This window comes from Microbacterium sp. VKM Ac-2870, from assembly GCF_015350795.1.
Taxonomy (GTDB): Bacteria; Actinomycetota; Actinomycetes; order Actinomycetales; family Microbacteriaceae; genus Microbacterium.
The window spans coordinates 662,511-680,821 of record NZ_JADKSH010000001.1; the positions used below are offsets into that span (position 1 = coordinate 662,511).

The following is an 18,311-nucleotide window of genomic DNA, read 5'->3' on the forward strand; positions in this document are numbered from 1 at the left end:
AGCCTAGCCCCGACGCGTCAATGCGTCGGGAAGCCCAGACTGATCTGACTCTCGCTGGGCTCGGGCCAGCGCGTGGTGACGACCTTGCGGCGGGTGTAGAACGCGAATGCCTCGGGTCCGTACATGTGCGTGTCGCCGAAGAGCGAATCCTTCCACCCACCGAACGAGAACGCGCCGATCGGCACCGGAATCGGGACGTTGATGCCCACCATGCCGACCTCGATGTCGTACTCGAACTGGCGAGCGGTCTTTCCGTCGCGCGTGAACACGGCGGTGCCGTTGGCGTAGCGGTTGGCGTTGATGAGCGAAACGGCCTCGTCGTACGTGGCGACACGGACCACCGAGAGCACGGGGCCGAAGATCTCCTCGTCGTAGACCCGCATCCCGGGGGCGACGCCGTCGACCAGCGACGGGCCGATGAAGAAGCCCTCCCCCTCGACGTCGAGCTCGCGTCCGTCGACGACGACGCGGGCGCCTTCGCCGGCCGCCCCCGCCACGAACCCGCGCACGCGATCCAGCGCGTCGCGCGTGATGAGCGGACCCATGTCAGTGTGCGGATCGGCGCCGTTGCCGACGACCAGACCCGCGATGCGCTCCGCGACCTTCGCGATGAGAGCGTCGGCGACGCCGCCGACGGCAACCACCACCGACACGGCCATGCAGCGCTCCCCCGCCGACCCGTAGGCGGCTGAGACCGCGGCATCCGCGGCGGCGTCGAGATCGGCGTCGGGCATGACGATCATGTGGTTCTTCGCGCCGCCGAGTGCCTGCACCCGCTTGCCGTTCTCGGCCGCCCGCGCATAGATGTACTTCGCGATCGGTGTGGAACCCACGAACGACACCGCGCGCACGATGGGGTCGTCCAGGAGGGCGTCGACCGCCTCCTTGTCGCCGTGCACGACGTTCAGGATGCCGGCGGGAAGACCCGCTTGGGCGAAAGCCTCAGCCAGCCACACCGCGGCGGAGGGGTCGCGCTCGCTGGGCTTCAAGATGACCGCGTTGCCGGCCGCGATGGCCGTGGTGACCATCCAGAGCGGAACCATGGCCGGAAAGTTGAACGGGGTGATGCAGGCGACGACGCCGACCGGCTGGCGTACCTGATGCACGTCGACGCCCGAGGCCACCTGCTCGGAGTAGTCGCCCTTGAGGTGGTGCATGAGGCTCGTGCAGAACTCGACGTTCTCGAGTCCGCGCGCCACCTCTCCGAGCGCGTCGTCGACGGTCTTGCCGTGCTCGGCCGTGATGATCCGCGCCAGCTCTTCCGCCCGTGCGGAGATGATCTCGCGGAGGCGGAACATGACCTGCTGACGCCTGCCGAGACCCGTGTCGCGCCAGCCGCGCTGTGCGCGTTCGGCGATACGGGCAGCCTCGTGCACGAGCGCAGCCGAGGCGAGGGCCACCTCGCCGGTCTGACGCCCCGTGGCCGGATCGAACACGGGACCCGTGCGGTCGGCGGGGTCGACGCGCTCGCCGCCGATGATGTGCGGAACAGTCGTCAGGGCGGGTTCAGTGACCGTGGTGCTCATAAGTGCTTTCCGATCGGAGTCAGTCAATGGGATGCTGCGGCGTCGCGGGCGGGGTCGTAGCCACGGAGGGTGCCGTCGGGTGAAGCGAACCGCGCGACGAGCGTGCAGTCCTTGGCGCCGAGGCCCTCGGCGACGAGCGTATCGAGTTGAGTGAGAGCGAGGCGCGCGGCGGGCAGCTGGACGCCGGTCTCATCACCGGCCTGAACGGCGAGACCGCAGTCCTTACGGGCGAGGTCGACGGAGAAGGTGGCATCGAAGTTGTTGTTGGCGGCGGCCTTGTCGACCACGCCGGGTACGGGATACCAGGTGCGCAGCGCCCACGAGTCACCCGACGACACGCGCGCAACGTCCCAGAAGACATGGGCGTCGAGGCCGAGCTGCTCGGCCAGCTGCGATCCCTCCGAGACGGCGAGGACATTGATGAACAGCATCATGTTGTTCACCAGCTTCGCGGCGATGCCCGCGCCCGCCGCGCCGCACGCGATGACGTTGCCGGCCATCGGCCCGACGACCTCGCGGGCACGGTCGACGTCGCCGGGACGGCCGCCGAGCATGAAGGTGAGCGTGTGGGCCTCGGCACCGGTGGTGCCGCCGGAGATCGGGGCGTCGACGAACGACAGCTGCCGCGCCTCCGCCTCGCGGTGGCACCACTGCGACGTCTCGACGTCGACGGTGGAGGTGTCCAGCAGCAGCGTGGACGATGCCGCGTGCGCGAAGATGCCGTCGGGCCGTCCGTAGACGCCGCGGACATGCTCGGGCTTGGGGAGCGAGGTGATCGCGGCATCCGCTCCGTCGAGTGCCGCGGCGATCGTCGGTACGATCTGCACGCCGCGCGCGGCGGCGGCCTGCGTCGCTGACGCGTCGAGGTCGACGCCGCGAACCGTGTGGCCGGCGGCGACGAGGTGGGCCGACATGGGCTGACCCATGTGCCCGAGTCCGATGAAGGCGATGATGGCCATGGCTGCTCCTTCGTGCCGACGACGTCCTGCGTGCGAACTGCGGCCCCGGACGCTGATCGTCGCGCAGAGCCAGCTGCCGTCATCGTCGACGACGGCCGCCATGGTCAGCGTAGGCATCGGCGGTATACCGATCAATGCACGGAAAGACCGCAAACTTGCACGCCCACTGTGCATTGATGCACACTCGACGACATGAACACGAGTGCGGCCGATCCCCCGCTGGACGCGCTCATGACGTTCCTCTCGGTGGCCCGCCTCGGACGGTACACCGCCGCCGCCGATGTGCTGGGCGTCAACCACTCCACCGTCTCGCGGCGCATCGTGACGCTGGAGACCGCCATGGGCGGCCGGGTGCTCGTGCGCACCTCGGGGAGCTGGGAGGTCACGGCGCTCGGCCGCCGTGCGCTGGCGATCGCCGAACGCATCGAGGCGTCGGTGCGCGAGCTGGTCGACGGGGAGGATGCCGATGTCGTGCACGGCATGGTCCGCGTCTCGGCACCCGACGCGTTCACGGCGGTGTTCCTCGCGCCCGCGATGACCCGGTTGCGCCGCACGCATCCTGGCCTCGCCGTCGAACTGCTGTCGGCCACGCAGCGCGTGCGACAGAACCGTTCGGGCGTCGACCTGGAGATCGTCGTGGGCCGACCGCGCGTGCGACGCGCCTACGCGACGGCGGTGTGCGCCTACGCGCTGCGCCTCTACGCCGCGCCCGACTACCTCGCCGCACACGGCATCCCCGAGACGGTCGCCGGTCTGTCCGCCCACCCGCTCGTCTACTACGTCGAGAGTTCGCTGCAGGTCGATGAGCTTGATCGCGCGCTGCAAGAGCTGCCCGACTCCCCCGCATCGGTGCGCTCGACGAGCGTGTTCGCACACGTCGAGGCCACCGCGGCGGGCGCCGGGATCGGGCTCCTGCCCGACTTCCTCGGCGACGCCGATCCGCGTCTGGTGCGCGTGCTCGACGGCGCCTACGCACATCCGCTCGCCTACTGGGCTGTCACCCGCGACGAGGGGCCCCGCAATCCCGCCGTCGCAGCGACGCTCGACGCAATCACGACCTACATCCGGGAGACCCCGCAATGAAGCCGTTTCTCCTGCTCGCCACGCGCGCCGAAGACATCCCCGCCGACGAGGAGTACGCCCTGTTCCTGCGCTTCACGGGACTCACTCCGGAGCAGCTCGTGCGCGTGCGACTGGAGGCCGGACCGTTGGGCCCGGTCGATCTCGACGACTACTCCGGCATCTTCGTCGGCGGCGGACCGTTCAACGCGTCGGACCCGTGGGAGAGGAAGTCAGCTGCGCAACGCCGCGTGGAAGCGGAGATCTCGGCCCTGCTCGATGAGGTCGTCGCCCGTGACTTCCCCTTCTTCGGGGCCTGCTACGGGGTCGGCACCGTCGGGGCCCACCAGGGTGCCCTCATCGACGGCACATATCGCGAGCCCATCAGCGTCGTCGAGGTGCGCACGACCGCCGCCGGGCGCACCGACCCCCTGCTGTGCGCACTTCCCGACGCGTTCGCCGCCTTCGTCGGGCACAAGGAGGCGATCACCCGCCTGCCCGACTCTGCCACCCTGCTGGTGGAGGGCGACGGTTGTCCCGTGCAGATGTTCCGCGTGGGAGCGAATGTCTACGCCACACAGTTCCACCCGGAATGCGACGTCGAGGGGATCTCGACCCGCATCCGGGCCTACGCCGGCCACGGCTACTTCGCGGCCGACGAGCTCGAGCTGACGCTCAGCGCGGTGCGGCGCCTGCCGGTGGTGCACACCGGTGGCATCCTACGGGCGTTCGTCGAGCGTTACGCCCGCTGACGGCGCGACGCCCGACGCCCTCAGAGCACGGGCGGGGTGTGCCAGATGCGCTCGATGTAGTCGCGCATCGAGCGGTCGGAGGAGAAGTACCCGCTGCGCGCGACGTTGAGGATCGCCGACCGGGTCCAGGCATCCTGGTCGGTGTAGGCGGCATCCACCTTCGCCTGCGCCTGGATGTACGAGGAGTAGTCCGCCAGCACCATGAAGCGGTCGTCGTACAGCAGGTTCGACACGATCGGCTCGAACACGCTCCGGTCGCCGTGGGAGAACGCACCGGACGCGATGAGGTCGATCGCACGCCGCAGGTTGTCGTCCTGCTGGTAGAAGTCCGCGGGCTTATAGCCGCGGGCCCAAAGCGCCTCCACCTCAGGCTCGCTCATGCCGAACAGGAAGAAGTTGTCGTCGCCGACCAGCTCGCGGATCTCGACGTTGGCGCCGTCGTCGGTCCCGATCGTCAGCGCGCCGTTGAGCGCGAACTTCATGTTGCCCGTACCGGAGGCCTCCTTGCCTGCGAGCGAGATCTGCTCCGACAGGTCTGCGGCGGGGATCAGACGCTCAGCGAGGGTGACGTTGTAGTTCGGCGGGAACAGCACCTTGAGGCGACCGGCGACGCGCGGATCGGCGTTGACGACCTCGCCCACCGCGTTGATGAGGTGGATGATGCGCTTGGCCATGACGTAACCCGGTGCCGCCTTCGCGCCGAAGATGACAGTGCGCGGCTGCACATCGGATGCCGCGACCCGGCCTGACACGATGCTCTCGTACTGCGTCACGATGTGGAGCAGCTTCAACATCTGCCGCTTGTACTCGTGCAGGCGCTTGACCATCACATCGAGCATGTGCCCGTCGCTGATCTCGAAACCATCGCGGGCACGCAGCACCTCGCCGAGGCGGCGCTTGTTGGCCGTCTTGACGCCGGCGAACGCCTGGCGGAACTGCGGGTCTTCGGCGTAGGTTTCGAGCTCACGGAGCCGCTCGAGGTCGGTGAGCCAGCCGGTGCCGATGGCCTCGGTGATCAGCGCGGACAAGCCGGGGTTGGCGAGGCGCACGAAGCGGCGCGGCGTGATGCCGTTGGTGACGTTGGTGAACTTGCCCGGGAAGAAGTCGTTGAAGTCGGGCAGCACTTTGTCACGCAGCAGCTGCGAGTGCAGTTCGGCGACGCCGTTCACCTTCGACCCGGCCACCGTCGCGAGGTACGCCATGCGGACGCTCCGCTCGGGGAACTCGCCGATGATCGACATGTTGCGCAGGCGCATCTCATCGTCGCCGTAGCGCTCTCGGACGTCCTCGAGGAACTCCTCGTTGATGCGGTAGATGATCTCGAGGTGTCGCGGCAGGAGCCGGCCGAGCAGGTCGACCGACCAGACTTCGAGCGCCTCGGGAAGCAGCGTGTGGCACGTGTAGGCGAAGCACTTCTGAGTGATCGCCCACGCGGCATCCCAGTCGAGCTTCTTCTCGTCGGTGAGCACGCGCATCAGCTCGGGCACGCCGATCACCGGGTGGGTGTCGTTGAGCTGGAAGATGACGCGGTCGGGCAGCTTCTCGACGTCGAAGTCGTCGGGGAGCATGTTGTCGAGGAAGTCACCGATGGATGCCGCGACGAAGAAGTACTGCTGCTGCAGGCGCAGCTCCTTGCCCTGCGGCGTGGAGTCTTCGGGATAGAGCACCTTGGAGATGTTCTCGGCGAACGTCTGCGCGCGGACGGCTTCTTCGTAGTCGCCCGAGTTGAAGACGCGCAGGTCGAACGAATCCGTCGCCTTGGCGCTCCACAGGCGCAGGGTGTTGACGCGCCCGTTGAGGTAGCCCGGCACCATGTAGTTGTACGGGACGGCGAGCACGTGCCATCCCGGAACCCAGCGGTTGCGGGTGACACCGTCGTCATCGTAGTGCTCGGTGTACCCACCGAACGAGATGCGACGGGCGGCTTCGGGGTGTGGGAACTCCCACGGCGACCCGAGGGTCAGCCAGGCGTCGGGCTGCTCGACCTGCTGGCCATCCACGAAGGTCTGCCGGAAGATTCCGTACTCGTAACGGATCCCGTAGCCGACGTTGGGAACACCCATCGTGGCGAGCGAGTCGATGAAGCAGGCCGCGAGGCGTCCGAGGCCGCCGTTACCCAGGCCCGGCTCGACCTCCTGCGCGCGGAGGTCGTCGATGTCGATGCCGCACGCGACCATCGCCTCGGTCGCGATCTCGGTGAGGCCGCTGGCGAGCAGGTTGTTGTCGAGCTGGCGACCGAGCAGGTATTCGGCGGAGAGGTAGCAGACGCCCTTCGCCTGACTCACACGCTGACGGCGGAGGTCTTCGAGCCAGCGTGCCATGAGGTAGTCGCGCACCGTCATGGCGAACGCGAAGTAGCGGTCATTGGGGCTGGATGCCGACAGCGGCACGCCCCGCTCGTAGTTGAGGTTCCGCAGGAACTGACGGACGAACCCGTCCACCGAGCTCGCCGGACCGGTGACCGGGGCAAGAGCCAGAGGGTGGCTCGCGTTCAGCGGGTGGGACGGCGACGTGGACTCGGTCACAGATTCGGGTTCTGACACAGTTCACACGCTAATGGGAGCCCGCGTCCGGCGCACATCGGCGCCACTGTTTTCACGAGGCCCTTACCTGGCCGTTACACGACCGTCAGTCACGGTCGCGCGGACGCGACTCGCTCCTGCTGTTCGGCGCGGCGTGCCGCCTCGAGCTCCGCGGTCGCGAGAGCGATCGCGTTCTCCGCCGTCTGCACACGGCGTTGGGCGAAGGTGCGCGCGCCGTGGCGGGCGCGAACGCGGTCGCTCTGCTCCTCGACGAGCGTGAAGATGTACGACGTGGCGATCAGGATGACCTGCGCCGACAGATTGATCCACAGCAGCAGCGCGATCAGCGACGCGAACGACACGAGGAGCGGATTGGACGCCGCTCCTCCGATGAACAGACCCGACAGCAGTTGCAGCGCGGTGAGGCCGACGGCACCGAGGAGTGACCCGATCCAGAGCGCCTTCGCGGGCGCCCGCACTCCCGAGAGCACCCGGAACAGGACGGCGATGACGGCGGCATCCAGCACGAACGTGACGAGGATCGCGAGTGCGCGCGTGCCCCACGCGAGCGCGCGGTCGTCACCGGCGAGGCCGAGCCACCCGGCGACCGTTCCCAGACCCGCGGTGCCGAGCATGGTAACCGCCGCCGAGGCGATCAGAGCTGCGCCCACACCGATGGCCAGAGCGACGTTGCGCAGCAGCACGAGCCAGATCGGGACGTCGTCGGTGAGCTTGTCGCACAGGAGGCGCATCGCCGTCCGCAGCGAACCGATCGCGCCGATCGCCGCGCCGACGAGACCCACGAGCGAGAATACCCCCGCGATCGACAGGCCGACGGGCAGGGCGATGTTGTCGACCTTGATGAGGCCGCCCTCGCCGACGAGACCCGGGATCGTTCGGTCGACCGCGGCGACCAGGGCCGACCATGCCTCTGAGTCGCCCGACAGCCAGAGCGCGGCGAGCGAGAATCCGAGCAGGACCGCGGCGAAGATGCTGAAAAGAGTGCGGTAGGTGACGCTGTCGGCGAGCATGGCGCCGCGGCGTTCGCTGTAGCGCAGGAAGGCACGCACGGGCGTCAGCGACAGGGCGCGGGCGATGACGCGGGAGATGTCCATGCCGCCCAGGATATGCGGCGCGACAATCCCGCCGGAGGGCCTTGACAGCGCCGTCGACGGCCGCGCCGGATCACTCCCGTCAGAGCACGCCGTCGGCCGTGAGCATGCCGACCCACGTGCCGGCGACGAGGAAGGGGCCGAACGGGATCGCGGTCGAACGGGTGGCGCGTCGCGTCACGATGAGCGCGAGCCCGACGAGGCCGCCGAGGACGAAGGCGGCGAGAGTGCCAGCGAGCACCGCATGCCATCCGATCCAGCCGAGCGCGATGCCGACGACAGCGGCGAGCTTGACGTCGCCGCCGCCCATGGCACCCCGTCCGACGGCGCGGAGCACGGCGAAAAACGCGAACAGCGCAGCACCGGCCGACACCGCACGAACGAGCGCGCTCCACGGAGCACCGAAGAGACAGGATGCCGCGAACAGCGCGACGGTCGCCGCCAGCAGCGGCAGGACGATCACGTTGGGCAGGCGGTGCGTGCGCACGTCGACGAGCGTCAGCGCGATGCCGGCGGACGCGATCAGCAGATAGGCCGCGGTGGAGAGCGCGAACGCGATCGACGACTCCCCCGCGCGCGCCTGTCCCCATCCGGCGCTGCGGAGGGCACACATCATCACGAGCGAGAACGCGACGCCCGTCGCGGCCACGACCACCGCACGCTGCGCGCGAGGCCGGCTATGACGAGGCGGGCCGGAGGGCACCACCCGGAGAACCAGCGTGTCGACGCCGAGACCCGCGATGAGGCCGGAGACTCCCGCGATCGCGACAAGCGCCCCCTCAGACACCCAACACCTCGAGCTCGACTGTCACCGTGCCGGCGCCCTCCACGCCCTCCGCGTCGCGGACCGCGCGCTTCAGGGGCAGGACGTACGCGCCGCGTTGCTTGTCGGGGAAGATCGAGGTTCGCCACCGGGACGATCCGATGACCGCTTCCACGCGGACTGCGCCGAATCCTCGTGGAGGGTGCGCGACGTCCTTGACGTCGGCGCTGAACTCCTCCGGCAGTGCGACGAAGTACCAGTCCTGTTCGCGCGCGGACCAGCGGAAGATCTCTGCCTCGAACTGGATGCGCATCCGGTCATGTTAGCGCGGTTGGAATCGTTAGGATGTACGACTGTGAGAGCCGAAAAAGCTGGGCAGGTATCGTTCGTCTGTACTCCTACGGATAGATGACGACGGGAGTTCCCGGCGCCAACTGGGCGAGACGGTCGACGCTCGGACCGTCGAGGTAGACGCACCCGAACGAGTTCGCACCGGAGCGCTCTCGGTAGTAGTGGAAGGCGGTCACCGCCACGGTGCCGCCGTCGAAGCCCGCCATCGACGTCGACTGCACGCCGAGGTACACCAGGGGGTGCCCCTGCGTATACGCGAACTGCGGCACCACTCGCGTGAGCATGACGAAGGTGCGCCCCACCGGTGTCGGTGTCGACGGCGTACCCCACGCGAAGTCGTTGGCGACGCGTTCCACGCCGGACGCCGACACGATGTCGATCGTGTGATCGGCCAGGTGCACGTCGACGTAGGCCTGCACCGGGGTGATGTCCACGTCGGCAACGCGCAGCCACCCCACGGTCTGGGCCGGATTGCCCTCCGGCGGCACGCCTTGACGACCCGCGAGCAGGACCTTGACCCAGTTCGTCTGGTGCGCCACGACCGGCACCGTGGTTCCGCCGTAGGCGGCATCCCGCGGCAGGTAGCCGACCGGCTGTCCGGCAGGGTCGGCGAAGATCGGCGCGCCGCTGCGCGGGCGCGCGAGCTCGCCCGTCATCGCGGCAAAAGGCGCGTCGTCGACCGCGATGGAAGGGGTGACGGACCACACGTCGATCGGACGCAGGGTGCGGATGTCGTAGGCCGTCGTGTTCGCCGGCGCATCCGCGGGGGCTGCGGATGTCGGTGGCACGGTCGCCGGCGCCACCGCCGGAAGGACCCGATCATCCGGACGCTCGCCGCCGACACCGAGCATCATCGCGGTGGCGCCCGCCAGAGCGAGCACCACCGCGGACGCCGTCACGAGCCACGGGGCGATGTCCCCGAACCGTGCGCGGCGGATGCGGTGCATGCACCCAGGGTACGGACCGCGGATGAACACGGGTAGCGGCAGAACGATATGAAATCGCACGAAGAAGGGGGCCGGGGATGCTCCCCCGGCCCCCTTCGCTCTGCAGCGTCGGTCAGGCGCTGGCCTTGGCCTTCTTGGCCGCACCCTTCACGGGTGCCGTGGTGCGAACGGTGCCGGTGACGGCCTCGCTCTCCGCGTGGGCGACCTTGCGCGCCGCGCGGACCTCGTCGAACGACGTGCCGTAGTAGGCCGCCTCCATGAGGGTCTTCATGTCCTCGATCATGGGCATGCGCGGGTTGGCCGGCGCGCACTGGTCGCGGTAGGCGGCCAGGGCGAGATCCTGCAGACCGGCGATGAAGACGGTCTCATCGACACCCTGCTGCTGGAACGAACGCTCGATGCCGACGCGGTCGCGCAGCTCCTCCACGGCGCGGGCGTAGCTCTCGACGCCCTCCTCCGGGGTGGATGCCGCAAGGCCCAGGTGCTTGGCGATCTCCTGGAACCGTTCGGGAGCGATGTAGCGCTCGTACTTCGGCCAGCTGGTGAGCTTGGTCGGGACGGTGCCGTTGTAGCGGATCACGTGGGGCAGGTAGACCGCGTTCGTGCGGCCGTGTACCAGGTGGTACGTCGCGCCCGTCACGTGCGCCATCGCGTGAACGATTCCGAGGAATGCGTTGCCGAACGCCATACCCGAGATGGATGCCGCATTGTGCATCTTCTCGCGGGCCTTGATGTCCTCGGCATCCGTCGAGTTCGGCTGCGCCTTGGTACTGCGCTCGATGTTCTCGAAGATGAGCTTGATCGCGTGCAGGCACATACCATCGGTGTAGTCGTTGGCATAGACGGAGACGAACGCCTCGGTGGCGTGGGTCAGGGCGTCGAAGCCCGCGTCGGCGACCAGGAAGCCGGGGAGCATCTTGGTGAGCACGGGGTCGATGATGGCCACCGAGGGGGTCAGCGCATAGTCGGCGAGCGGGTACTTCATGCCGGTCTCGTCATCGGTGATGACGGCGAACGGCGTCATCTCGCTACCGGTGCCCGACGTGGTCGGGATGCAGACGAGCTTCGCCTTCTTGCCGAGCTCGGGGAACTTGAACGCGCGCTTGCGCACGTCGAAGAACTTCTCGCACATGTCGGAGAACTCGATCTCGGGGTTCTCGTAGAGCAGCCACATCACCTTGGAGGCATCCATCGGCGAGCCACCGCCCAGGGCGATGATCGTGTCGGGCTGGAACTGACGCATCAGTTCGGCGCCCGCGCGGACCTCGGAGACCTTCGGCTCCGGCTTGACGGTGCTGATGAGCTGCACCTGCACGCGGTTCTCGCGGCGGTTGAGCACGTCCATGATCTTGTCGACGTAGCCGAGCTTGGTCATGGTCTCGTCGGTGACGATCGTCACGCGCTCCAGGCCGCGCATGTCGGCCAGATAGCGGATCGCGTTCGGCTCGAAGTAGGTCTTCGCGGGGATCTTGAACCACTGGAGGTTGTTGTTGCGACGCCCGATGCGCTTGACGTTCAAGAGATTCACCGCCGAGACGTTGTTGGAGACCGAGTTGTGACCGTAGGAGCCGCAGCCGAGGGTGAGCGACGGCATGAAGGCGTTGTAGATGTCACCGATGCCGCCGAGTGCCGACGGGCTGTTCTCGATGATGCGGACGGCCTTGACGACCTTGCCGAACTCGGCGATGACGTCCTGGTCGTTGGAGTGGATGGCACCGGAGTGACCGAGGCCGTCGAACTCGACCATCTGGCGAGCCAGGTCGATGCCCTCGGCGGGGCTCGCCGCGCGCAGCACGGCCAGCACCGGGGCGAGCTTCTCGCGCGTCAGCGGTTCGTGCGGGCCGACACCGGAGACCTCGGCGAGGATGATCGACGTGTTCTCCGGAACAGTGAAGCCGGCGTGCTCGGCGATCCACTGCGGCGACTGTCCGACGACGGTCGGGTTGAGCTTGGCGCCTGCGCAGTTCTCGCTGAACGCCGCGACACCGAAGATGAACTCCTCGAGCATCCGCTTCTCGTCGGGCGTCGCCAGGTAGGCGTGCAGCCGTGCGAACTCGGAGAGCGCCTCGGCGGCGATCGGCTCGTCGAGGATGACAGCCTGCTCGCTGGCGCACACCATACCCATGTCGAACGACTTCGACAGGACGATGTCGTTGACGGCACGGCCCACTTTGGCGGTGCGCTCGATGAAGGCAGGCACGTTGCCGGCGCCGACGCCGAGGGCGGGCTTGCCGCAGGAGTAGGCGGCGCGGACCATCGCGTTGCCGCCCGTGGCGAGGATGAGGGCGACGCCCGGGTGGTTCATGAGCTCGCCCGATGCCTCCATCGAGGGCTCTTCGATCCACTGGATGCAGTTGGCGGGCGCACCGGCAGCGACGGCGGCGTCACGAACGATCTTCGCGGCGGCGACCGAACACTTCTGCGCGGCGGGGTGGAAGCCGAACACGATGGGGTTACGCGTCTTCAGCGCGATGAGCGACTTGAAGATCGCGGTCGACGTCGGGTTGGTGACCGGGGTCAGGGCGCAGATGACACCCACCGGGTCGGCGATCTCGGTGATGCCCGTGATCTCGTCGTGCGAGATGACGCCGACGGTCTTCTGGTTGATGATCGAGTTCGTCACGTGCTCGCAGGCGAACATGTTCTTCACGGCCTTGTCCTCGAACAGGCCTCGGCCGGTCTCTTCGACCGCCATGAGGGCGAGTTCGCCGTGGAAGTGCAGGGCCGCGACGCTCGCCTTGCGAACGATCTGGTCGACCTGCTCCTGCGTGAAAGATGCGTACTCTGCGAGCGCCGTTTGTGCGCCTTCGACCAGAGCATCGATCGAGGTGGACATTGTGGGTCTCCTACCCGGCGCGGACACGATGTCCGCGTCATCGCTTTCCGGGTCCGAGGGCTCTCGGGCCTGTCTGAGATCAGTATGGCACATGTGGTCTGACCACACAAGATGCGAGCGCACTCCCCCTTCGGAGTCGCCGTGATTAAGGGGCGAAGCCGCAGTTGGACGCCACCATCTCGTAGAAGCGCGCCCTCTGCTCGTCGGTGGACACCAGCGTGATCGTGCCCGTGGAGACCGGGTCGGAGAGCACCGACACTGTCGTGTCGAACCGCGTCCCGATCTTGTCTTCGGCGACGGCGTGCATGTCGCAGCGAGCCGGGACGGCATCGAGTTCGATCGTCGCCTCGGTGCCCGCCGCGACGGTGAGTGCCGGCGCCCAGGTCCACGCTCCCGCCGCAGGCTGCAGCAACGTCGTGCTCTTGATCGAATCCACCCGCACGGGCCGATCTCCGTGATTGGCGACGCGCACCGTCATCGTGGCGACCTCGTCGGCCCCCGAGCCGCGGGAAGACACGCTCACCAACTCGATATCGGCCGTCTGCGCGAGCCGCGCCGCAAAGCACCCGGTCTGCACCGAGCGGCTGACGAATCCATACGGATCGTCGACGACGTAATCCGCCTGCGTGGCAGCGTCGCCCGCTCCGAACGTCAGCCGCGCGAAGCCGGTCGGCGCCGATGCGGGCACGGTCGATCCGTCGGTGTCGCACCGCGGCTGCAGCAGGGTCACACCCAGCGACCGCGCGCGCCCGGCCGGCACCTCCATCGTTCCCGACCACTCGAGGGCCGACGACCACCGTGGATCGGAGTAGACGATTCCCGACACCTGAAGTGCGGCATCCCCGCCGTTGTGTACGTCGATCGTCATGACACCGCGGGCGATGTCGAGGCGGTCCTGCTGCACGGAGACCGTGACCGCCGACGGCGGCGACACCGTGACCGCCGGCGGCGGCGAAGTGTCGGCTCCGCCTCGAGGCAGGAGCCAGACGACGATCGCGGCGAGGATCAGCGCGACGACAACGACCGTCACGACGACGATGACCCCGCGTCCGCGATGCGGAGCGGCCCTGCGCACCCTGACAGCCATGGCGGCCAGTGTATTGACGCCGCGAATCGGTTTGTCACGCCCATGCGCCGAGCAGGCGCAGCCGCATCCGATGAGACTTGCCACATGCGGAAGATCCCCGTGTACTACTACTCCTCCTCGTCGAACCTGACCGGCCGGTTCGCGGAGGCTCTCGCGCGGATCGACGGCCGCCGGGTGCTCAACCTCGCCCGCTCCGATGTGCGCCGCAGCGAGCCGAGCGGCCCCTGGGTTCTGCTCACGCCGTCGTACAAGGCCGGCAACGCCGACGAAGTCACGCTGCCCGCCGGTGTGCGGGCCTTCCTGCGCTCGCCGATGACCCGCCGTCGCATGGTCGGCATCATCGGTTCGGGCAACCGCAACTTCGGCGACTATTACCAGGCCGCCGCCAGGCAGTTGGCTCAGGCGTCACGGCGTCCCGTGCTGTTCGAGTTCGAGTTGTCGGGAACGCGCGAGGACGTCGCGCGTTGCGCCGACATCCTCGCCCGCCTCGACGAGGCGCTCGACGACGTGCGCAACGCCGGCTGAGGCGACCAGACCGCGACGAGCGCGCGATCCTTCACGGGGACGGCGGGCTGACCGCCGTCGCGGCGGCCCCCGGCACCGCGGCATCCGGCACGTCGTCACGGAACGATGTGCGTCGTGCGGCGACGGCGGCGGATGCCGCGAGCGCGACGATCGTCACGATCGCCCCGAGCACGAGTGCCGCTTGTTCTCCCGCGTTCAGCAGGCCCGAATCGGCGCCGATGGTCGCGGCGGCGATCGGCACCCCCAACTGAGCCGCCGCGATGATCGACCAGAGCGCGTGCTGTCGCAGCAGGACACCGACCAGGTGCGCGCTCACCGCACCGACGCCCAGCAGCAGCCCGAGGGCCAAGTACGCGGGTGTCTCCAGCAGACTGACGAACGACAGGGACGCGCCCAACCAGACGAAGTACAGCGGTGAGAGGAACCCCTCGGTGACGGCGAAGAGCTGGCGGGCGAGGCGTCGCGGCTCCCCCGCGCTGGCCACCGCGAGGCCGCCGGCGAATCCCGCCAGCAGCACCGATACGTGGGAGACGGTGGCCAGCGCGCCGAGGGCGCAGACCAGTACGAGGCTCACACGCAGCTCGAGGGCGAGTTCATGCCTTTTGCTCGCTTCGCGCAGCCGTTTCCACCGGTCACCGCGATCAGCCCACCTGAGGATGAGGGCGAGCGCGATGGCGACGGTCGCGATCGCGAGCGCGCCGAGAGCAGCAACGGGGGCGCGTTCGGGATCCATGGCCAGCGGCAGCACCAGGATGCACGCCGTGTCCGCGATCGCGACCTGCGCGATCGTCGGCAGCAGCTGCGCGCCGCCGAGACGGGTCTGCTGCACCGCCGGCAGAACGAGAGCAGCCGATGACGACGCCATCACGACGGCGTACACCGCCGCATGACCGGTGTCGAACACCGCAGCGAGGCCCCATCCGGCGAAGGCAGCCACGATACCGACGATCACGGCATGCACGGCACCGCGTCCGAGCGCCGGCCGCAACCGCGCGTCGCGCACCGGGACGTGCGTGCCGGCGACGAACATCGTGAGGCCGAAGCCGAGCGTCGCAAGAAAGCTGAAGGTGGCATCGGTCGTGTCGACGAGGTGCAGTCCCGTTCGGCCGATGATCATGCCCGCGACGAGCTCGCCGATCACGACGGGAATGCGCCAACGGCTGCTCGCCGCGAGCAGCGGCCCGAGCAGAGCGACGGCGCCGATCAGCGCGAGCGTCTGCAGGTTCACGCGCTCACACCGCGGTGGCGTCGGGCCCGACGATGCGGCACGGGATCTCGGTGTTCTCGTCCAGGTACCAGCTGGCACAGACGCGGTGATAACCGTCGGCGATCTGCGCGGGCAGACCGCGCGTGAGGTCCCCGTGCACGATGAGCACCGGTGACAGCGGCTTTCCCGCGCGCACCTTGCGGAGGTCGTCGGCGACGTGCGGGTTGTCGGTGGGAAGCAGCGGCAGGTTCGCCGCACGGAGGATGTCCTTCGCCTTCTTCACCACTGTCGCCCTCGTGCGAAGGGCGGCGACGAGTGAGCGAGCCCGGCCGGGATCGGCGACGAGTCGGAGGTAGTCCTCCGCCGCCGGGAAGTCGTGCTCGTCGGGGTCGTTCTTCCAGATGGGGTCGGCCATGAGGACATTGTGCTCTGCCGCTGCGTCAGCGACGGGCACGACGCGTCACGAGTCCTGCGCGACCGCGACATCCTCGCGTTGACGAGCGAAGTCACCCAGCGCGGCAGCGGTGGGCAGGTCGACCCAGAGGCGGATGCTCCCCGCTCGCGACCCCGCGCCGTTGATGATCGCCGCGCCGCCGATGCGATGCAGGAGCGGGGCGATGGAAACGGCGGCATCGGGCGGCAACGCGCCGACGCCACGGCCGTTGGACGACACCGTCACGGTGGTCGCGTCGTGGCGGGTAGAGGCCACGTGGCGCATCACATACGTGCGCCGCTCATCACCCCGTCGCTCGCGGTCGTTGACGAGGAAGTGCGTCTTCTCGAGGGCGACCCTTCGGGTCTCAAGTCCGCGTAGATCAGGCAGATCGTCGTGCCGGCTGACTCGACCGATCACGATATGGAGCACTTCTTCCCACCACGCTGGCATGGCACCTTCCTCTCAGGTCGGCATGCCATCACCGCAGCGGAGCATGTCTCTACCGTGTCACACGGGCCTGTGGGAGTGCTGACCGCGTCGCCCTCACCGTCCGGCCGGCGGTCGCCGTGGAAGAGATGTGCCCGAGGAGCGGCCTATTGACTATGGCCGCCGTCGTCAGTCCACTGGCCGATCCGATCCTCCGACCGGATGCCCCGCTGATTGTCCGCGTTCGACGAGGAGGCGCGAGGCCGCTCGGTTTCGAACCTTACCGATGCGGCGAGCGCGACCACGGCTTCGGCCCGCTCCCTCTCGCTCTCGGCCGTCTTCTCGTCGCGGAGAGCGGCCGCCGCGCGGCGCTCTTGCGCGTGCGTGCTGATCGCTGCGAGCAGTTCGGCGAGGGCGGCGCCGAGGCCGTCGCGGAGCTCTTCCAGACTGGTGTTCGCGATCTCCATCCGGCGATCGGAGACCGCGAGCTCGACCTCGGTGTAGCCCCGTCGGGAGAGGAACTCGCGCGTATCGGCGCCGATGATGTCGGCGATCTCCTCGCGCTGCGGGCGCCGAGTGAACACCGCCTCGACGGTGTATCGGGAAGGGGCGTCGACGGTCATCAGAGCAGACGGCAACGAGGCCGCCAAGACCGCCCCCAGGCCGAGTACGGCACTGTCGGACGGATTTCTCGTCGTGCTCTGTGCGCTCATGGCCTGACGGTACGCCCCGAAGATGTGCACCTCACAGCTTCGGGGCGTCCGTTCCGTCGATCAGGCGTCGGCCCGCGCAGGCAGAACCCATCCGGCCCGGGGGAAGTGGCACGTGTATCCGTTCGGGTAGCGCAGGAGATAGTCCTGGTGCTCGGGCTCGGCCTCCCAGAAGGGCGCCAGGGGCTCGATGGTCGTCACCGCGGGCGCGGGCCACAGACCCGACGCGTCGACGTCGGCGATCGTGTCGCGGGCGACCCGTTCCTGCTCGGGCGTGACGGGGAAGATCGCCGAGCGGTAGCTCGACCCGATGTCGTTGCCCTGACGGTTGAGCGTCGACGGGTCGTGGATCTGGAAGAAGAACGCCAGGATGTCGCGGTACGTGGTCGCACTCGGATCGAACACGATCTCCACGGCCTCGGCGTGACCCGGGTGGTTCCGGTACGTCGCGTGGTCGTTCTGTCCCCCGGTGTAGCCGACGCGGGTGCTGATCACACCCGGCTGACGGCGGATCAGATCCTCCATGCCCCAGAAGCATCCGCCCGCGAGAACCGCGGTCTCGGTGCCGGTCGGTTGGTTCACGGCTCCGGTGTCGCTCGCTCCGCTGGTCATTCTGCATCCTCCTGAGTAGTGGTGTGGGTGGGGAATCGGTCGAGATATTCACCGTATCCCTGCTGGGTGAGCTCATCGGCGGGCACGAACCGCAACGCGGCGGAATTCATGCAGTAGCGCAGGCCTCCCTCTTCGCGCGGGCCGTCGTCGAACACGTGTCCGAGGTGGCTGCCGGCGCCCGCGGAACGTACCTCGGTGCGGGTCATCCACAAGGTGCGGTCGGTCGCGGTGACCACGGCATCCGGGTCGATGGGTCGGGTGAAGCTCGGCCACCCCGTGCCGCTGTCGAACTTGTCAGTCGATGCGAACAACGGCTGGCCGGAAACGACATCGACATAGATGCCGTCGTCGTGCAGATCCCAGTAGGCGTTTCGGAACGGCGGCTCGGTGCCTTCGTCCTGCGTCACGGCGTACTGCTGATCGGTGAGGCGACTGAGCGCCTCGGGGGTCTTGCGGTAGTCCTTCGACATGATGTCTCCTC

General features: G+C 68.4%; 18 protein-coding genes. 3 read left to right on the plus strand and 15 right to left on the minus strand.

What is annotated here, in order from left to right; all coding sequences use genetic code 11:
• Positions 1–17: 17 nt before the first annotated feature.
• Together ITJ43_RS03230 and ITJ43_RS03235 are read right to left on the minus strand one after the other, a co-directional pair.
• Positions 18–1,526, minus strand: a complete 1,509-nt coding sequence (locus ITJ43_RS03230; RefSeq protein ID WP_194582079.1) for a CoA-acylating methylmalonate-semialdehyde dehydrogenase — start codon at positions 1,524–1,526, stop codon at positions 18–20.
• 23 nt (positions 1,527–1,549) lie between these two features.
• Positions 1,550–2,485: an NAD(P)-dependent oxidoreductase gene (locus ITJ43_RS03235; RefSeq protein WP_194582081.1), complete on the minus strand. Its 936-nt coding sequence runs from the start codon at positions 2,483–2,485 to the stop codon at positions 1,550–1,552.
• A gap of 231 nt (positions 2,486–2,716) precedes the next feature.
• On the opposite strand from ITJ43_RS03235, the gene ITJ43_RS03240 reads away from it, so the two are divergent.
• On the plus strand, positions 2,717–3,568 hold the full coding sequence (locus ITJ43_RS03240) for a LysR family transcriptional regulator (RefSeq protein ID WP_194582454.1): 852 nt from the start codon (positions 2,717–2,719) through the stop codon (positions 3,566–3,568).
• Positions 3,565–4,296: a glutamine amidotransferase gene (locus tag ITJ43_RS03245; protein WP_194582083.1), complete on the plus strand. Its 732-nt coding sequence runs from the start codon at positions 3,565–3,567 to the stop codon at positions 4,294–4,296. The genes ITJ43_RS03240 and ITJ43_RS03245 overlap by 4 nt, the downstream gene beginning before the upstream one ends.
• Positions 4,297–4,316: 20 nt before the next feature.
• Here the strand turns inward: ITJ43_RS03245 and ITJ43_RS03250 are convergent, their stop codons facing one another.
• From ITJ43_RS03250 to ITJ43_RS03280, 7 genes are all read right to left on the minus strand, one after another.
• Positions 4,317–6,791, minus strand: coding sequence for a glycogen/starch/alpha-glucan phosphorylase (locus ITJ43_RS03250; protein WP_194582456.1), 2,475 nt, complete (start codon positions 6,789–6,791; stop codon positions 4,317–4,319).
• A gap of 137 nt (positions 6,792–6,928) precedes the next feature.
• Positions 6,929–7,933 (minus strand): YihY/virulence factor BrkB family protein, encoded by a 1,005-nt coding sequence (locus ITJ43_RS03255; RefSeq protein ID WP_194582085.1) that lies wholly within the window; start codon positions 7,931–7,933, stop codon positions 6,929–6,931.
• A gap of 79 nt (positions 7,934–8,012) precedes the next feature.
• The gene (locus tag ITJ43_RS03260) at positions 8,013–8,717 is read right to left on the minus strand and encodes an A24 family peptidase (RefSeq protein ID WP_323741106.1); all 705 of its coding nucleotides are present in this window, start codon (positions 8,715–8,717) and stop codon (positions 8,013–8,015) included.
• Positions 8,710–9,006, minus strand: coding sequence for a DUF1905 domain-containing protein (locus tag ITJ43_RS03265; RefSeq protein WP_194582087.1), 297 nt, complete (start codon positions 9,004–9,006; stop codon positions 8,710–8,712). Before ITJ43_RS03265 ends, ITJ43_RS03260 begins: the two co-directional genes overlap by 8 nt.
• A gap of 85 nt (positions 9,007–9,091) precedes the next feature.
• Complete coding sequence (locus tag ITJ43_RS03270; protein ID WP_194582089.1) at positions 9,092–9,991, minus strand: L,D-transpeptidase; 900 nt, start codon at positions 9,989–9,991, stop codon at positions 9,092–9,094.
• Between the two features lie 112 nt (positions 9,992–10,103).
• Positions 10,104–12,827, minus strand: coding sequence for a bifunctional acetaldehyde-CoA/alcohol dehydrogenase (gene adhE / locus ITJ43_RS03275; RefSeq protein ID WP_194582091.1), 2,724 nt, complete (start codon positions 12,825–12,827; stop codon positions 10,104–10,106).
• A gap of 145 nt (positions 12,828–12,972) precedes the next feature.
• On the minus strand, positions 12,973–13,914 hold the full coding sequence (locus ITJ43_RS03280) for a hypothetical protein (RefSeq protein WP_194582093.1): 942 nt from the start codon (positions 13,912–13,914) through the stop codon (positions 12,973–12,975).
• 84 nt (positions 13,915–13,998) lie between these two features.
• Between ITJ43_RS03280 and nrdI the strand changes: the two genes are divergently transcribed.
• Positions 13,999–14,439 carry a class Ib ribonucleoside-diphosphate reductase assembly flavoprotein NrdI gene (gene nrdI, locus ITJ43_RS03285; protein WP_194582096.1) on the plus strand — a complete coding sequence of 147 codons (441 nt, stop codon included), beginning with the start codon at positions 13,999–14,001 and terminating at the stop codon, positions 14,437–14,439.
• Positions 14,440–14,470: 31 nt separating this feature from the next.
• On the opposite strand, the gene ITJ43_RS03290 is transcribed toward nrdI, so the two are convergent.
• From ITJ43_RS03290 to msrB, 6 genes are all read right to left on the minus strand, one after another.
• Complete coding sequence (locus ITJ43_RS03290) at positions 14,471–15,667, minus strand: cation:proton antiporter (protein ID WP_194582098.1); 1,197 nt, start codon at positions 15,665–15,667, stop codon at positions 14,471–14,473.
• A 4-nt stretch (positions 15,668–15,671) separates the two neighbouring features.
• Positions 15,672–16,061, minus strand: coding sequence for a hypothetical protein (locus ITJ43_RS03295; protein WP_194582100.1), 390 nt, complete (start codon positions 16,059–16,061; stop codon positions 15,672–15,674).
• A gap of 45 nt (positions 16,062–16,106) precedes the next feature.
• A complete protein-coding gene (locus ITJ43_RS03300) occupies positions 16,107–16,532 on the minus strand; it encodes a hypothetical protein (RefSeq protein ID WP_194582102.1) in 426 nt (141 codons plus the stop codon).
• Between the two features lie 143 nt (positions 16,533–16,675).
• Positions 16,676–17,221: a hypothetical protein gene (locus ITJ43_RS03305; protein WP_194582104.1), complete on the minus strand. Its 546-nt coding sequence runs from the start codon at positions 17,219–17,221 to the stop codon at positions 16,676–16,678.
• Between the two features lie 60 nt (positions 17,222–17,281).
• Entirely contained in the window at positions 17,282–17,830 is a 549-nt protein-coding gene (gene msrA, locus ITJ43_RS03310; protein WP_194582106.1) for a peptide-methionine (S)-S-oxide reductase MsrA, read from the minus strand.
• Entirely contained in the window at positions 17,827–18,300 is a 474-nt protein-coding gene (gene msrB, locus ITJ43_RS03315; RefSeq protein WP_194582114.1) for a peptide-methionine (R)-S-oxide reductase MsrB, read from the minus strand. The genes msrA and msrB overlap by 4 nt, the downstream gene beginning before the upstream one ends.
• Positions 18,301–18,311: the final 11 nt, after the last annotated feature.

Coding starts and splice junctions, on each gene's coding strand:
- ITJ43_RS03265 (WP_194582087.1), bottom strand. CDS start 9,006: ATGCGCATCCAGTTCGAGGCAGAGATCTTCCGCTGGTCCGCGCGCGAA.
- ITJ43_RS03270 (WP_194582089.1), bottom strand. CDS start 9,991: ATGCACCGCATCCGCCGCGCACGGTTCGGGGACATCGCCCCGTGGCTC.
- adhE (WP_194582091.1), bottom strand. CDS start 12,827: ATGTCCACCTCGATCGATGCTCTGGTCGAAGGCGCACAAACGGCGCTC.
- ITJ43_RS03300 (WP_194582102.1), bottom strand. CDS start 16,532: ATGCCAGCGTGGTGGGAAGAAGTGCTCCATATCGTGATCGGTCGAGTC.
- ITJ43_RS03295 (WP_194582100.1), bottom strand. CDS start 16,061: ATGGCCGACCCCATCTGGAAGAACGACCCCGACGAGCACGACTTCCCG.
- ITJ43_RS03280 (WP_194582093.1), bottom strand. CDS start 13,914: ATGGCTGTCAGGGTGCGCAGGGCCGCTCCGCATCGCGGACGCGGGGTC.
- ITJ43_RS03240 (WP_194582454.1), top strand. CDS start 2,717: ATGACGTTCCTCTCGGTGGCCCGCCTCGGACGGTACACCGCCGCCGCC.
- ITJ43_RS03230 (WP_194582079.1), bottom strand. CDS start 1,526: ATGAGCACCACGGTCACTGAACCCGCCCTGACGACTGTTCCGCACATC.
- nrdI (WP_194582096.1), top strand. CDS start 13,999: ATGCGGAAGATCCCCGTGTACTACTACTCCTCCTCGTCGAACCTGACC.
- msrA (WP_194582106.1), bottom strand. CDS start 17,830: ATGACCAGCGGAGCGAGCGACACCGGAGCCGTGAACCAACCGACCGGC.
- ITJ43_RS03255 (WP_194582085.1), bottom strand. CDS start 7,933: ATGGACATCTCCCGCGTCATCGCCCGCGCCCTGTCGCTGACGCCCGTG.
- ITJ43_RS03235 (WP_194582081.1), bottom strand. CDS start 2,485: ATGGCCATCATCGCCTTCATCGGACTCGGGCACATGGGTCAGCCCATG.
- ITJ43_RS03245 (WP_194582083.1), top strand. CDS start 3,565: ATGAAGCCGTTTCTCCTGCTCGCCACGCGCGCCGAAGACATCCCCGCC.
- msrB (WP_194582114.1), bottom strand. CDS start 18,300: ATGTCGAAGGACTACCGCAAGACCCCCGAGGCGCTCAGTCGCCTCACC.
- ITJ43_RS03305 (WP_194582104.1), bottom strand. CDS start 17,221: ATGAGCGCACAGAGCACGACGAGAAATCCGTCCGACAGTGCCGTACTC.